At 62.8% G+C, this 14,356-nt stretch carries 12 protein-coding genes; 5 read left to right on the forward strand and 7 right to left on the reverse strand.

What is annotated here, in order from left to right; genetic code table 11:
* Positions 1–67: 67 nt before the first annotated feature.
* The gene (gene gyrA / locus CGL56_RS09905) at positions 68–2,635 is read right to left on the reverse strand and encodes a DNA gyrase subunit A (RefSeq protein WP_099106378.1); all 2,568 of its coding nucleotides are present in this window, start codon (positions 2,633–2,635) and stop codon (positions 68–70) included.
* Positions 2,636–2,840: 205 nt separating this feature from the next.
* Between gyrA and ubiE the strand changes: the two genes are divergently transcribed.
* Positions 2,841–3,578: a bifunctional demethylmenaquinone methyltransferase/2-methoxy-6-polyprenyl-1,4-benzoquinol methylase UbiE gene (gene ubiE / locus CGL56_RS09910; protein ID WP_099106379.1), complete on the forward strand. Its 738-nt coding sequence runs from the start codon at positions 2,841–2,843 to the stop codon at positions 3,576–3,578.
* Entirely contained in the window at positions 3,527–4,273 is a 747-nt protein-coding gene (porT, locus tag CGL56_RS09915; RefSeq protein ID WP_099106380.1) for a type IX secretion/gliding motility protein PorT/SprT, read from the forward strand. The genes ubiE and porT overlap by 52 nt, the downstream gene beginning before the upstream one ends.
* An 11-nt stretch (positions 4,274–4,284) precedes the next feature.
* Here the strand turns inward: porT and tpiA are convergent, their stop codons facing one another.
* The 6 genes from tpiA to gldG form a co-directional block, all read right to left on the reverse strand.
* Positions 4,285–5,043: a triose-phosphate isomerase gene (tpiA, locus tag CGL56_RS09920; protein WP_167641559.1), complete on the reverse strand. Its 759-nt coding sequence runs from the start codon at positions 5,041–5,043 to the stop codon at positions 4,285–4,287.
* A 26-nt stretch (positions 5,044–5,069) separates the two neighbouring features.
* Positions 5,070–6,077 carry a biotin synthase BioB gene (gene bioB / locus CGL56_RS09925; protein ID WP_406603292.1) on the reverse strand — a complete coding sequence of 336 codons (1,008 nt, stop codon included), beginning with the start codon at positions 6,075–6,077 and terminating at the stop codon, positions 5,070–5,072.
* Between the two features lie 129 nt (positions 6,078–6,206).
* Entirely contained in the window at positions 6,207–7,670 is a 1,464-nt protein-coding gene (locus CGL56_RS09930; protein WP_099106382.1) for a glycosyltransferase family protein, read from the reverse strand.
* Complete coding sequence (locus CGL56_RS09935) at positions 7,663–8,856, reverse strand: zinc dependent phospholipase C family protein (protein ID WP_143470677.1); 1,194 nt, start codon at positions 8,854–8,856, stop codon at positions 7,663–7,665. The genes CGL56_RS09930 and CGL56_RS09935 overlap by 8 nt, the downstream gene beginning before the upstream one ends.
* Positions 8,843–9,820: a hypothetical protein gene (locus tag CGL56_RS09940; RefSeq protein WP_099106384.1), complete on the reverse strand. Its 978-nt coding sequence runs from the start codon at positions 9,818–9,820 to the stop codon at positions 8,843–8,845. The genes CGL56_RS09935 and CGL56_RS09940 overlap by 14 nt, the downstream gene beginning before the upstream one ends.
* A gap of 4 nt (positions 9,821–9,824) precedes the next feature.
* Positions 9,825–11,549, reverse strand: coding sequence for a gliding motility-associated ABC transporter substrate-binding protein GldG (gldG, locus tag CGL56_RS09945; protein WP_099106385.1), 1,725 nt, complete (start codon positions 11,547–11,549; stop codon positions 9,825–9,827).
* Positions 11,550–11,651: 102 nt separating this feature from the next.
* Here gldG and CGL56_RS09950 point away from each other — a divergent pair, with 102 nt between their 5' ends.
* The 3 genes from CGL56_RS09950 to CGL56_RS09960 all read left to right on the forward strand — a co-directional run bounded on the left by CGL56_RS09950 (position 11,652) and on the right by CGL56_RS09960 (position 14,336).
* A complete protein-coding gene (locus CGL56_RS09950; protein WP_099106386.1) occupies positions 11,652–12,587 on the forward strand; it encodes an alpha/beta hydrolase in 936 nt (311 codons plus the stop codon).
* Positions 12,588–12,717: 130 nt separating this feature from the next.
* On the forward strand, positions 12,718–14,079 hold the full coding sequence (locus CGL56_RS09955; protein ID WP_099106387.1) for a vanadium-dependent haloperoxidase: 1,362 nt from the start codon (positions 12,718–12,720) through the stop codon (positions 14,077–14,079).
* Entirely contained in the window at positions 14,076–14,336 is a 261-nt protein-coding gene (locus CGL56_RS09960; protein WP_099106388.1) for a hypothetical protein, read from the forward strand. Before CGL56_RS09955 ends, CGL56_RS09960 begins: the two co-directional genes overlap by 4 nt.
* The last annotated feature ends 20 nt before the right edge of the window (positions 14,337–14,356 follow it).

The following is a 14,356-nucleotide window of genomic DNA, read 5'->3' on the forward strand; positions in this document are numbered from 1 at the left end:
GGAGTTACTGAAAAGCCGCCAGTAGTGACTGCTACTGACGGCTTTGTACTTTCAGCGTACCGGTAAATTATTCCTCTTCACCGGTGGCGAGGGTTTCCTCGTCGATGCTCACCACGGCTACGTCGGCGATGGCATCGTCGCCATCGAGCTTGATTAGCCTTACCCCCTGGGTGGAGCGGCCCATGACCCGAAGGTCCTGCATCGAGGTCCGGATGAGGATGCCCGAGCGGTTGGTGATCATCAGGTCGTCCTCGTCGCTGACGGCCTTGATGGTAACCAGTTCACCCGTTTTCTTGCTGATCTTCATGGTGGCCACGCCCTTGCCGCCGCGGTTGGTGATGCGGTAATCGGCCCAGTCGGACCGCTTGCCCATTCCCTTTTCGCTGACGACCAGGATCGACTTGTCGGTATCGGTTTCGTGGTCGATGGTTACCATGCCCACCACGGCGTCGTCCTCTCCGTTAAGGGTGATGCCACGAACACCGGCCGCGTTGCGTCCCATGTTTCTCACCTTCTCCTCTTCGAAGTGGATGGCCTGTCCCTTGCGGGTGGCCAGGAAGACATGGCTGTTGCCGTTGGTGAGGCGGGCCTCCAGCAGTTCATCCCCCTCGTTGATGGTGATGGCGTTGACGCCATTGGTACGGGGGCGGCTGTACTCCTCCAGGCTGGTTTTCTTCACCTGACCACGACGGGTGGCGAAGATCACCGAGTGCTGCTGCAGGAATACCTCGTCGGTGAGGTCGGCCACGCTGATGTAAGCGCGTACCGAGTCTTCCTTGGGGATGGCCAGGATATTCTGGATGACGCGTCCGCTGCTGTTCTTGCCGGCTTCGGGGATTTCGTAGATGCGGAGCCAGAAACAGCGACCTTGCTCCGTGAAGAGCAAGAGGTAGTTGTGGTTGCTGGCCACGAAGATATGCTCGATGAAATCGGCATCCCGCGTCTTGGAGCCCCGGCTGCCACGGCCGCCCCGGCCCTGGGCGCGGTATTCGGCCACGGGGGTACGCTTGATGTAGCCCAGGTGGGAGATGGTAACGACCACGTCTTCGTCGGCGATCATGTCGGTGATGGAGATGTCTGCCGTATCAAGGCTGATCTCCGAGCGGCGCTCGTCGCCGAAGCGGGCGCGCACGTCCTGCAGTTCTTCCTTGATGATGTCGCGCTGCAGCTCCTCCGATTCCAGGATGGCCCGCAGGCGGTCGATCAGGTCGCGGATCTCGGCGTACTCATCGCGGATCTTGTCGATCTCCAGTCCGGTAAGCTTCTGCAGCCGCATGTCCAGGATGGCCTGGGCCTGCTCGCCGCTCATCACATTGCCTTCCGGCACGACGAGTTCCTCGGTCTGGGCTTCCTTCACCAGGCTGCCGAACTTGTTCCAGAAGGCGGCCTTGTCTTCGATGAAGGCACCCGCCATAAGTCCTTCCTTGGCCTCTTCGGGGCTGTTGCTGGCCCGGATCAGGCGGATCACCTCGTCGAGGTAGTCCAGGGCGATCAACAGGCCGATAAGGATGTGGGCGCGGGCCAGGGCCTTGTTGAGTTCAAACAGCGTCCGCCGCTGGATGACCTCGAGGCGGAAGGCCACGAATTCCTCGATCAGGTCCTTCAGGTTCAGGGTCATGGGGCGACCGCCGACCAGGGCTACATTGTTGACGCCGTAGCTGGACTGCAGGGGGGTGTACTTGTACAGGTAGCTGAGCACGATGGAGGCCATCGCGTCCCGCTTGATCTCGATAACGATGCGCAGGCCGTCGCGGTCCGATTCGTCACGTACGGCGCTGACGCCGGTGATCTTGCCATCGTTCACCAGTTCGGCGATCTTGGCCACGAGGGTGGCCTTGTTGACCTGGTAGGGGATCTCGCTGATGATGATGGTTTCCCGGTCGTTGTGGTCGACTTTGATGTCGGCCCGTCCGCGGACCACCACGCGGCCACGGCCGGTGCGGAAGGCCTCGCGCACGCCGTCCATACCGTAAATGATGCCTCCGGTGGGGAAATCCGGGGCCTTGACGTGCTCCATGAGCTCGTCAACCGTAATGTCCGGATTGTCAACAAGGGCGATCACGCCATCCACCACTTCATTCAGGTTGTGGGGCAGCATGTTGGTGGCCATACCGACCGCGATGCCCGAGGCACCGTTCACCAGGAGATTGGGGATCCGGGTGGGCAGGACGGTAGGCTCCTTGAGGGTATCGTCGAAGTTGAGCTGAAAGTCAACCGTGTCCTTGTCGAGGTCACCGAGGATGCTGTCCGAGATCCGCTGCAGGCGGGCTTCGGTGTAGCGCATGGCGGCGGGGCTGTCGCCGTCCATCGAACCGAAGTTACCCTGACCGTCTACGAGAGGGTAGCGCAGTGACCAGTCCTGGGCCATACGAACCATGGTGTCGTAGACCGAGGAGTCGCCGTGGGGGTGGTACTTACCGAGGACTTCCCCGACGATACGGGCGGATTTCTTGTGGGAGCTGCGATAGCTCAGACCCAGTTCGGACATGCCGAAGAGAACACGCCGATGGACGGGCTTCAGGCCGTCGCGAACGTCGGGCAGGGCGCGGCTGACAATGACCGACATCGAATAGTCGATGTAGGCCGATTTCATCTGGTCTTCTATATTGACCGGGATGATGCGTTGATTTGGCATAAAGAGCTGAAAGTTATGGAGTGGTGAGGCCGTCGCGACCTCCGCAAACGGGGCGCGCTCCGGCCTGGTTAAATCCGGGCGCACCTGGCAAAAAAGGTCACCAATCCTCCTGATTACCGGCGCATTCGCCTACGCGCGAAGGTACAAAAATCGTGCCGGAAAACCTAGGTAAACCAAAGGCAATATCAGGGGTTAACTTGTCCATATGTCAGGTACCGAGAAAGTAGTAAAACCCTACGGGGAAGGGGAATCCAAGAAGGAAGAGGTCGGACGGATGTTCGACGCCATTGCCCCCACCTATGACCTCCTCAACCGGGGTACTTCCCTGGGGGTCGACACCCTGTGGCGACGCAAAATGATTGCCGAGCTGGACCCCGCCGTCCACCACCGCGTGCTTGACGTAGCTACCGGCACGGCCGACGTGGCCATTCAGACCGTCCGCCGGCGGGGGGTCGACCACGTCACCGGTATCGACCTGAGCGCGGGCATGCTGGCCTACGGAAGAACCAAGGTGAAGCAGGCCGGGCTGGAGAACCACATCGTGCTCGAGCAGGGCGACAGCGAGAACCTGCCTTATGCGGATGCGAGCTTCGACGCGGTGACCGCCGCCTTCGGGGTCCGCAACTTCGAGAACCTCGAGCGCGGACTGGCCGAGATGCACCGGGTACTGCGGCCCGGGGGCAAACTGGTGGTGCTGGAATTCAGTCGGATCCGTTACGCACCCATCCGCTGGGGCTTTAATCTGTACTTCGGTAAAATTATGCCGCTGATCGGCCGTTTACAGAGCAAGGACCCGCGCGCCTACGCCTACCTTTTTGAAAGTGTACAGGCATTTCCCAGCGGGGAGGACTTTTTGACGATCCTGGACCGGGTCGGCTATAACAACACGGAATGCCAAGCACTTACTTTCGGAATTGCCTCCATCTACACCGCCACCCGCTAATCCTGGCCCTGGCGTTGGTGGCCGGCCTCAGCACCTGCGCCCGCGCCCAGTTCACCGGCGGCCAGAATTACAACTTCTACGATTTCCAGAATAAGCCGTACTACTTCGGCATTACCCTCGGGTTCAACTCGAGCCGCTACACCCCGTACCGCAGCGAGGAGTTCCTATATACCGATTCTATTGTCGGCATCAAAAGCCTGAACGGCCCGGGTTTTAACCTGAACCTTATCGGGAACCTGAAGCTCGGCCGCTATTTCGATTTCCGCTTCACGCCGGGCTTCAGCTTTGCGGAGCGCAGCCTGGACTATACCCAGAGCACGGAGCGGCAGGCCGTCAGCCAGGAAAAGATCGAGTCGGTCTTCATCGAGATGCCGTTCTACTTCCGCTACAAGTCGGCGCCCTACCGGGACAAGCGGTTGTTCCTCATCGCGGGCATGAAGTACAGCTTTGACGTGGCCAGCGAATCCCGGACCCGGCAGGCGGAGGAGCTGGTCAGGATCAGCCCGCACGACTACGCCATTGAGTACGGCGCCGGCATTCAGATCTTCTTCCCCTACTTCATCCTGTCGCCGGAATTCAAGATCAGCCACGGCATCGGCAACACCCTGCTGTTCAACCCCACCTTACCCGAGAGCCGGGTGCTGGAAAAGGTGACCAGCCGGACCTTTACCCTGTCGTTTCATATCGAAGGGTAGGGAGGCGGCGATTACCGCCGTACGGCGTTGATGATGGCGGCGAAGCTGTCGGCGTCCAGGCTGGCACCACCTACGAGTCCGCCGTCGACGTCGGGTTCCGCGAACAGTTCGGCGGCGTTGTTGGGCTTGACCGAACCGCCGTAGAGGATGGTCAGGTTATTGGCCACTTCCGAACCGAACTGGTTGGTGATCATGCGCCGGATATTGGCGTGCATCTGCTGGGCCTGCTCATTGGAGGCGGTAACGCCGGTGCCGATGGCCCAGACGGGTTCGTAGGCGATCACCACCTGGGAGAGTTGGTCGGCTTCCAGTGAAGAAAGGGCCTGTTCGATCTGGCGGCCGACGACCACTTCCTGGTTTCCGGCCTGGCGGATGTCGAGCTTTTCCCCGCAGCAGTAGATGGGCTTGAGGCCGTGCTTGAGCGCCTGGTTGATCTTGAGGTTGATCAGGTCGTCGTCCTCGCCGGCATAGTCGCGGCGCTCGCTGTGGCCGAGGATCACGTATTCGATGCCGGCGTCGACCAGCATGGCCGCGCTCAGCTCACCCGTGTAGGCCCCGCTTTCTTCCTGGTGCATGTTCTGGGCGGCCACGGCGTAGTTGGGGTGGCCCTTGACCAGCTCCTGGATTTCCATCAGCTGGATGGCGGGCACGCCAAACACCACTTTGGTGGAGGGGTTGGGGACCTTGTCCATTACGGCCTTGACCAATGCTTTGCCCTCGGTGGGCGTAGTATTCATTTTCCAGTTTCCGGCGACCATGGTGCGGCTCATAATGCGGTAATTTTCGGGTGTTGTCGTTATTTTCTTTTGGCTTCGTTGCGCTCAATCTTGTGGCCGGGGCGGCTCCAGCGGATGGGGCGCTTCTGCTCCGGCGGACCGGGGTCGGCGGTGGGTACCGGCCGTTCTCCCTTGGCGTAAGCCTGGGTGGGGCGCAGTCCGAGGGCGCTGAAGAGCTCCATATCGGCGAAAGCCTCCGGGTTGGGGGTGGTGAGCAGCTTGTCGCCCGCGAAGATGGATCCGGCACCGGCGAAGAAGCAGAGGGCCTGCCCTTCGGGGCTCATGTCGGTCCGCCCGGCGCTCAGCCGCACGGTGGTGGAGGGCATCACGATGCGGGTAACGGCGATCATGCGCACCATCTCGAAGATGTCTACGGGCCGCTGGTCCTCCAGGGGGGTGCCGGGTACGGCCACCAGGGCGTTGATGGGGACGGATTCCGGAACGGGCCGGAGGCTGCCGAGGGTGAGCAGCATTTTCAGCCGGTCCTCCACGCTTTCCCCCATTCCGATGATGCCGCCCGAGCAAACGGTCAGGCCGGCCTGGCGGGCGTTGCCGATGGTCTCCAGCCGGTCTTCGTAGCCGCGGGTGGAGATGACTTCCTTGTAGTAGTCCTCGCTGCTGTCGAGGTTGTGGTTATAGGCGTAAAGCCCGGCCGCGGCCAGCCGCTCGGCCTGGTTGGGGGTGAGCATGCCCAGGGTGGCGCATACTTCCATGTCCAGTCCGTTCACGGTGCGGACCAGCTCCAGCACCTGTTCAAATTCCGCATCGTCGCGGACGTTGCGCCAGGCCGCGCCCATGCAGAGGCGGCTGCTGCCGAGTCCCTTCGCACGCTCGGCGGCGGTTTTTACCTGCTCCACCGACAGCAGGGCATTTTCCTCGATGTCGGTGTGGTAGCGGGCCGCCTGGGGGCAGTAGCCGCAGTCTTCGGGGCAGCCGCCGGTCTTGATGCTTACCAGACTGGAAACCTGTACTTCATTGGGGTCGTGGTGCTCACGGTGTACGGTAGCGGCGCGAAAGAGCAATTCCATCAGGGGCTGGTCGTGAAGCTCCTTGAGGGCCTCGAGCGTCCAAGTGGTCGGAGAGTCGGTAGAGTAAGCGGTCATAGGCCGCAAATATAGAAACCCCGGCGTGGACTACGGGCACTGGGCAGAACAGATCTAGTGGGCGTCTTTTTCCCCGCCAGACGGGGCCACGGAATACAGGTAATACCACTTTTGCCCCAGGTCCAGGTTCAGGGCATCCAGCCAGCCCGGGCGGTCGGTGTACACCAGCGCGCTGCCGGCCGGGGGCTGCGGCTGGTCGCGGGTACGGTCTACCCAGATGAGGGGGCGTTCAGCCAGGGCGAATTTGGTGACTGGCTGCCCCGTCGTATCCACCACGGTAGCCGGGCGGTGATAGTAGCGGGCGATCGCGCCCTCCGCCTTGAGGATCCGCGACTGGGGCCCGGTGAGTGTCACTCCCTGGGGGTAGGTTTCGTACAGGTTTTTCAGGGGGGCGATTTCCGCCGCCGCCGGCCGACTGACGACGTAGATCAGCAACAGCGTATTGGTAAGTACCATCAGCGACGCCGCTATCCGCCACTCCTTGCGCGGCCAGTGGTTCATGACCCACGGCCGAAAGGCGGCCAGGGCGCCCACCAAGAATACGGGTAACAACGGGGTCAAGGGATAAAGGAAGCGGATATCCTTGCGGGCCAGGAACGAATGAGCCACCACGAAGGCCAGGCCCATCCACGCCACCGGATCCCGTCGGTAGGCATAACAGAAAGCACCAAATCCGGCCAGGTAAAGGAGGCTGAGCGGCGGGATGCCCCGCAGGAAAACCAGCTCCACGTAGCCGTACCAGGGGCGGGTGCCGTAGGTGGCCGCCTTGCCCTCGATCAGGTTGGCCGCGAGGTAATTCCAGGCGGGCAGGGACCACTCCCCGTACAGCCAGTAGGAAAGTGGGTAACAAACGGCCAGTGTACCCAGGCCGCCCGCCACCAGCAGGAGGATGTTGCGGAACTTCTCCCGGTGCACAAACAGCAGCCACAGGCCGAAGCCCGCCACCAGCAGGGCGATCTGGTAGCGGAACAGGAAGGCCAGGCCAAACCACACGCCCGCCATCAGGGCGCTGCGGCCGCCGTCCGGAGTCAGCGTGGCCTCCCGGCGGGCCAGGTGAAGAGGGTAGGAAAGGAAACCGGCTACGGCCGCCAGGCCCGACCAGTTCTCGCTGGAGAACCGCACCCCGTTGTAGTAGGCAAACCAGTGGAAGAGGAGGGTGAGGCCGAACAGCCAACCCAGGGGCGGCGGGAAAGCCGTGCGGTACCGCCGGAACAGGGTAAATGCAACGGCCAGGGTGAAGGCCGCCGAAAGGAACCGCAGGAGCAGGGCCACGGTGAAGGGATTGGCCTGGTCCCCCCATCCGACCATTTGGTAGACCAGATAGGCCAGAAACGGTTGCAGGGCCGGCCGCATCCGTTCGTGCCATTCCCACGGCAGGTCTTCCGCCGCAGTCAGCCCCACTTTGTAATTGGCGAATTCCAGGATTTGAAAGTGCTCGTCCGCCTGGTGATAGCCCGCCGAAAGCCAGGCCGTCAGGACAAAAAGGGCAGCAGCGCTGATCCAGTAAGCCTTATTCATGGGCGCGTATTGTAGAATCCGGTACGGGGGCGGCGAGCGCGGGTGCCTGTGACACCTCCGCAGTGCGGCTCGTTACCCCGGGCAAATGGGGCTGTCCGGCGTCGACCCAACAACTGTACCATACCGACCCTACGGCGTGAATGGAGGCCCGGAAACGCTCCTCTACCATGCCGTTCATGGCCGTGGACCACGCCCGGGCGTATTCGGTGCAGGGTGTGCGGGTCATTTGCCCCAGTCTTTCCTCGTAGCACATTTGCTGATCAGCGGGGTAGGTGGCCCGCAGCCGCCGCTCGGTCTGCAGCACGCTGTCGACGAGCCGGTGGCTGTCCATCACGATACCCCAGTAAAAGGTTGTCGGATCCCGAATGTACTCCGCGGGCCCTACGAAATAATCGTAGTCGACGTCGGCGAAGAGTTCCGGCAGCCGGCTTTCCCAGAAGGCGTGGATGCCCGTTTGCCCCGTTAGCTGGCCGTTGTAGTTTTTGGTGGTGTGCAGTGGAACGTGGGCATCGGCGACGTAGTGGCCCATCTCCGCGGCCAACTGGAGGATGCGGTCGGGCGACCCGTCCACGAAGGCTTGCGTCAGGCGCCGGTGAAAAGCGACGAGGTGGTAGGGCAGGATCCCGTGGGGCGAAAAGTTGTCTTCCAGCGCTACCCGATCACCGGTGAGGGGGAGGCCCGCCGCGAGCACGGAATCGCGGCTGACCGTATCCGTCCCATCGTACCAGAGCCGTCGGTAATCGGAGTAGGGAAGGTCGATTGTATGGTCGGCGGTGCGCAGGAGCAGGATGTCGTCGTTCCGGAGCAGGGTGTCAAAGCGCCAGGCGACGGTATCTCCCGAGGGTTGCAGGTCCAGGACACGACCCCGCCAAGCCCTGGCGTCCGGGTAGTAGCGCGGCAATTCTGAGAAGGGGAGGGTACCCCAGTGGTCGAGGTCGATGTAGTGCCTGACCGCTTCGCCGGGGGCGGCGTACCGCCGCTTGTCGGGATCCACGGCGTGCTCCGCCAGGTAGTCAATATTCGCGCGGAAGAAGGGCATCATCTCCACGGGGAGGGTGAAGGTGGCTAGGTGATTTATCCGGCGGTGGCCGAAGAATCCCCACGGCGGCGGTGGCAGCACGGCGGTGGCGGTGAGCCCGATAAAGAGAGCCAGCAGCGGGCCGATAAGTTGGCTAGAACGAGTCATAGCCGATGAGGAGGGGTTGGGTGGTTTCTACCGCTAACAGGGCCCAATCCTGGTCGTCGTTGACGAAAGCGGTGTAGGCCTCCAGCGTCTGGTCCGGGGTGTCGGGCCAGCGGTAGCGGGGGAAAATGCGCACCAGCTGCTCGGGCTGGTCGGCTTCCTTGAGCCGGATGATGGCAAACGGCAGTCGGTTGCGGGCGCGGTTGATGCTGGCCGTATCCGCATTTTCGTAGCGGGAGATGTAGTAATCTTCGTAGCGGCTCAGTACCCCTTCGGCCACGCCCCGCGGCACCGGGCGGGCGGGGAGGTAACTGTTGGCGTGGGCGTGGAGGAGGAAGGAACCGTCCGCCGTCCGCTCTAGGCGAAAGCCCTTGTCCTGCTGGCGGGGGTATTCAATTTCCAGGTACTCGACCCGGTCAGGGTCCGTGCGGTAAAGCCGCTTCGACCGCCACTCGTCGCCCCTCAGGTTGAACCGGTGGCGGAGGTTGCCGCTCCACATAGGCAGGTGGACGACGTAGGGATGCTCACTGTCTTCCATGATGGCCGCGGTGCCGAGTTCTCCGTTGGTTCCGCCCCCGATGTAGTAACCCCGGAGCTTGTTGCCCCGCGCATCAAAGAGTTGTACGAGGATGCCGCCTCCCGCCAGGTTGCGGATCAGGTTGGGCGTTTCCTTGCTGGTGGGCAACCGCTGGACGGCCATCTGGCCGACGGCCTGCAGCAGGTTTTTGATGGCGTTTTCGTTCGCCGGGTAGCCATCGTAGCGCCATCCGGTAGGGCCGCCGCGCTCCAGGGAGGCCTGGTTGCCCTCGCGGTCGGCGATGAAGATGCGGTGGATGTCATCGGTGGCCGGGTAGCCGAAGGATCTTTCGTCGGATTGCGCCGCAGCGCCGTCGGGATTGCGGGTGGCCCACAGGGCCAGAAGGCCGAGCACCATGACCAGTCCAAGCAATAGCAGGGTGCGTTTCATACGGTCAGTTTGTGGTGTAGCGACGCCGCCGCAGGAAATTGAATACCCACCCGAAAAGCGCCAGCGCCACCAGCGGAAGGGCCAGGTTGAGCGCCCGCCAGTATCCGGCTTCCGCCACCGCTGCTTCCCGGTCGAGGAGGCGCAGCTTCACCTGCTTGCCGCGACTGGTGATGACGCCGCCGGGGTTCAGCAGGTACTCCACGGCGTTAAGCATGAACGTCTTGTTGGCGTAGGGGATTTTGGTGAAGGGGTTGACGCCCAGGTAGCCTACTTCTCCGCGGCTGTTGACGCTGTTGGCCAGTACGTCGCCGTCGCTGACGATGACCATGGCCGTCGGGACGGATTCAGCCCGGTAGTCCATCCCGTTGGCCCTCAGCAGCTGTTCGTTCTCGCGGCTGAGGCGATTGGCGTATGGACTCTCGAACCGACCCTCCAGGAGCACGGCCAGGGGCAGGTCTGATTCGTTGAAGCGGTCCAGGTCGACGTCAAACTTCTGGGCGTCCAGGTCGATGGGGGAGGGCAACCGCTGCCGGCGGCTGCGGTCGCTGCTGGCCAGCAGCACCGTTTCTTCCACTTGGTCGCTGCCGCCCACCAGTTCGATGAGGGTGGGGTAGCGCATGTCCACCGCGTCGATGTTCTGCACGATGGGGTTGTCGGCTTCTGGCAGCGCCAGCACGTGGTAGGGGAAGGGCACCAGGTTAAACTTCGGTCCGCTGGGCCCCTGGCTGGTCGCGATCGGGATGGGCGTATTCACCAGGTCAAGCACCAGTTGGTTGCCGAGCCGGAAGCCGTACTTGAAGAAGAGGTCTTCCAGGCCGGTGGTCCGGCTCTGGGGGTAGGCTTCGCCGGTGGCGCGCAGGCTGTCGTAGTCCATGGCCACGGCGTCGATGGCCCAGATGACCTTGCCGCCGTTCATGACGTACTGGTCGAGCTTGAACGCCTGGAAATCCGTGAAGGGAACAGTGGGCTTGGCCACGATGAGCAGGTCGATATCGGTGGGCAGGGTGGCAAAGCTGTCGAGGTACACCGGCCCCACCTCGTAGTCCTTGCGCAACTCGGCGACCAGGTCCGCGAACTGCAGGGCTCCGAGCTCGCCGTTGCCGAGGGTGAACCCGATGACGGGCTTGTCGTCGTCGGTGAGGCTCTGGATGGCCGAGGTGAAGTTGTACTCCAGCAGGCTTTCGGCCTGGTTGAGCTGCTGTTCGATGGGCACGTCGGGGCGGGCGGTTTCCAGCAGGGGGACGATGCGCTGGCGGTCGCCGTAGTAAATCAGGGCGTAGGGGTAGATGGCGCGGGTGGTGCGCTCTCCGGCCGTCTGCTGGTAGTCGGTCATGGGCACGATGCCATCCTGGAGCATATCCTCCTGCCGCTGGCGGACCTCATCGGGCTGGCCGATGAGCGGATCGACAAACTCATACTCCAGGTTATCGGTGTAGCCGCTGAAGTCTTCGAGGGTCTCGGCGACGGCCGTGCGCAGCCGTTGGTAGCTGGCCGGCAACTCACCCTCCAGCAGCACCCGGATGTATACCGGCTCCTCCAGGGCGGCCAGTTGCTGTCGGGTGGGTTCGGTCAGGGTGAATCGCTTGTCCTCGGTCAAATCCAGGGCACCGTAGAGCCGGGTGCCTCCCAGCCGGGCGTTGGCCAGGACGTTGATCACGATCAGCAGGGCCACGGCCAGCGCAAGCTGGATGAGTGACTGGACCCGGTGTTTCTTTTCGAGTGATGGCATAGGTCGGATAAGGCGGCGAAGATAGGCAATGCCCCGGTGGACGGCGGCCCGGCCCGCCCCGGACCAGGGGTAACGCGGTATTCCTTATTTTCGGTGTAGCCCATGAAGAAAGTACTTGTCGGCCTCGCTGCCCTTCTGATTTTCTACCTGCTGATCACCTTCGTCATCAGCAACCGGGTGCTGGATACCCCCCACCGCAGCCTGGAGGAATCCTACCGCATCGCTACCGAACGGTGGCGCCTCAAACTGGACAGCCTCCAGTCCGAGCTGCCACCACCCCAGGACATCGAGTTTTCCAGCCCCGAGGGAGCCCTCACCTTACGCGGCTGGTACTACCGGGGTGGACAGGCCGGCTGTGGGGTCATCTTCGCCCACGGGTACAACGACAACCGGGTGAGCATGCTGAAGTATACCCCCTACTTCGACCGCTGCGGCTGCGACCTGCTGCTGTACGACCACCGCGGCTTCGGCGATAGCGACGACGCTTACGCCAGTGGGGGCATCCACGAGGCACGCGACCTGCTGGCCGCCCACGCCTGGTTCAGGGAGCAAACGGGGCTGGCCGACGAACAGATCGGCTGGGTGGGGGAGAGCTGGGGGGCGGCCACGGCCCTGCTGGCCGCAGCGGACGGGAGCGCCTGGCCGGCCTTCGTGCTGGCGGAAAGCCCCTACGCCGACTGGCATTCGGCCATCACGGAACGGGGCGTCCGGGAGTACGGTCCCGTGCTTTCGGTACTCTCGCCGGGTACCTTTCAATGGGTCAATTTCCGGGGCGGGGTGGACTACAGCGCGGCCAGTCCGGCGGAGGCCGCGGACAGGATACGGGTACCCGTACTGCTGTTTCATTCGCTTAGCGATACCCTTACCGCCCCGGAGCAGTCCGACCGCATCGCCGACCGCATCCTCCGGGAATACCTTACCTACCACGCCCTGGACTGGGGTGCCTGGCACGCCCACAACGTGGTCTGGCGGCCGCGGGAGTATGGTAGGTTGGTGGAGGAATTCCTGAACCGGGAGGTCCCGGATTTTTGCCCTTAGGTCGGCCGTCTTCCTGCCATGCCAACAAAGGGATTCCGCGGATTGGCCGGAAACGTTGTAATTTTGGCTCACCCACCGAAGAGACGTGCCACTCACGCTTACCTCCTAAACCGTGCACGCAATGAAGCTTATGAGTCGTTTTATTTGTTTGTTGTCCCTCTGCGGCCTGTTGGTCGCCTGCGGGGAAGATGTGAACCCCAATTACCAGGAGGAAGTAGCTGACCCGGAGTACTTCCACCGCTCGGTCAAGCAGCTCACCGACGTCATCGTCCACGACATCTTCTCGCCCCCCGTGGCCAGCCGGATCTACTCCTATTCCAGCATCGCCGGCTACGAAGCCCTCGCCGCCGGTGATCCCAATCTCCGCAGCCTGGCCGGTCAGATCCCTCACCTGGAACCCGCGCCCGCGCCCCCGGCCCAAACGGAAATCGCTTACCCCCTGGCAGCCGTGGTCGCCCACCTGAAAGTTGGCAAAAGCCTGATCTTCAGCGAGGACCGCATGGACGAGTTCCGCGAGCAACTGCTGGCCGAGATCCGCAAGGTCGGCATGCCCGCCGAAGTATTCGACGCCTCGGTGGCCTACGGTGATGCGGTGGCCGACCACGTGATCGCCTGGTACGACGGCGATATGTACAAGCAGACGCGCACCTTTCCGAAGTACTCCATTACCGACGACGAGAGCAAGTGGCAACCCACGCCGCCGGACTACATGGACGGCATCGAGCCCAGCTGGATGAAGATCCGGCCCTTCGCCCTCGACAGCGCCAACCAGTTCCAGCCACCACCGCCCACTGAATACAGCCTCGACCCCAACAGCCAGTGGATGAAGGAGGTCATGGAGGTATATGAGGTGTATACCGGCGTGAGTAAGGAGGAATCCGCCGAACGTCAGGCCATCGCCCAGTTCTGGGACTGCAACCCCTACGTCAGCCACACGGTAGGCCACCTGATGTTCGCCACCAAGAAAATCACCCCCGGAGGCCACTGGGTCAATATCGCGGCCATCGCGGCCCGCAAGGCCGATGCCGACTTCGCCCGCACGGTCGAAACCTACGCCATGACGAGCATGGCCATGTTCGACGCCTTCATCAGCTGCTGGGACGAAAAGTACCGCAGCAAGCTCGTCCGCCCCGAAACCTTCATCAACCGCCACATCGACCAGGAGTGGCGCCCGCTACTGCAGACGCCGCCCTTCCCCGAGCACACCAGCGGACACTCCGTCGTGAGCCGCGCCTGCGCCGTGGTGCTGACCGACCTGTACGGCGACAATTTCGCCTTCGACGACGACAGCGAGGAAGAGTACGACCTGCCCACCCGCAGCTACCCCAGCTTCCTGGCTGCCAGCGAAGAAGCCGCCCTGAGCCGCCTTTACGGGGGTATCCACTACCGGCCCGCCATCGACTACGGGGTGACCCAGGGTGAGGCCGTGGGCAACCACCTGCTGCAAAAGGTGGAAACCCGGGCGGTGATTACCGAGGAGCGTCCGCGGTGAATTACGCCCTGGCCTTCGTCGGGCAGCTGATCCTCTACCTGTTCCTGATGCTTTTCGACGAATACTTCGGCACCCTCCTGGCCCTGCTGGTCGGGTCCATTGCCCTGGCCGTCTGGTGCCTCAGCTATCTGGTGGAGTGGGTGCAGGCCAGCCGGGTGTCGCCCGCTTACTACCGTTATTTACTCACCTGCTGGATGGCCCCCCTGGTGGCCCTGACGGGATTTATCCTGCTGCGGGGCGGTATCGGCTGGCTGTAGTCCCGAACACGGCCGGCGGA

It is taken from the genome of Neolewinella marina, assembly GCF_002631205.1.
GTDB classification, from domain to species: domain Bacteria; phylum Bacteroidota; class Bacteroidia; order Chitinophagales; family Saprospiraceae; genus Neolewinella; species Neolewinella marina.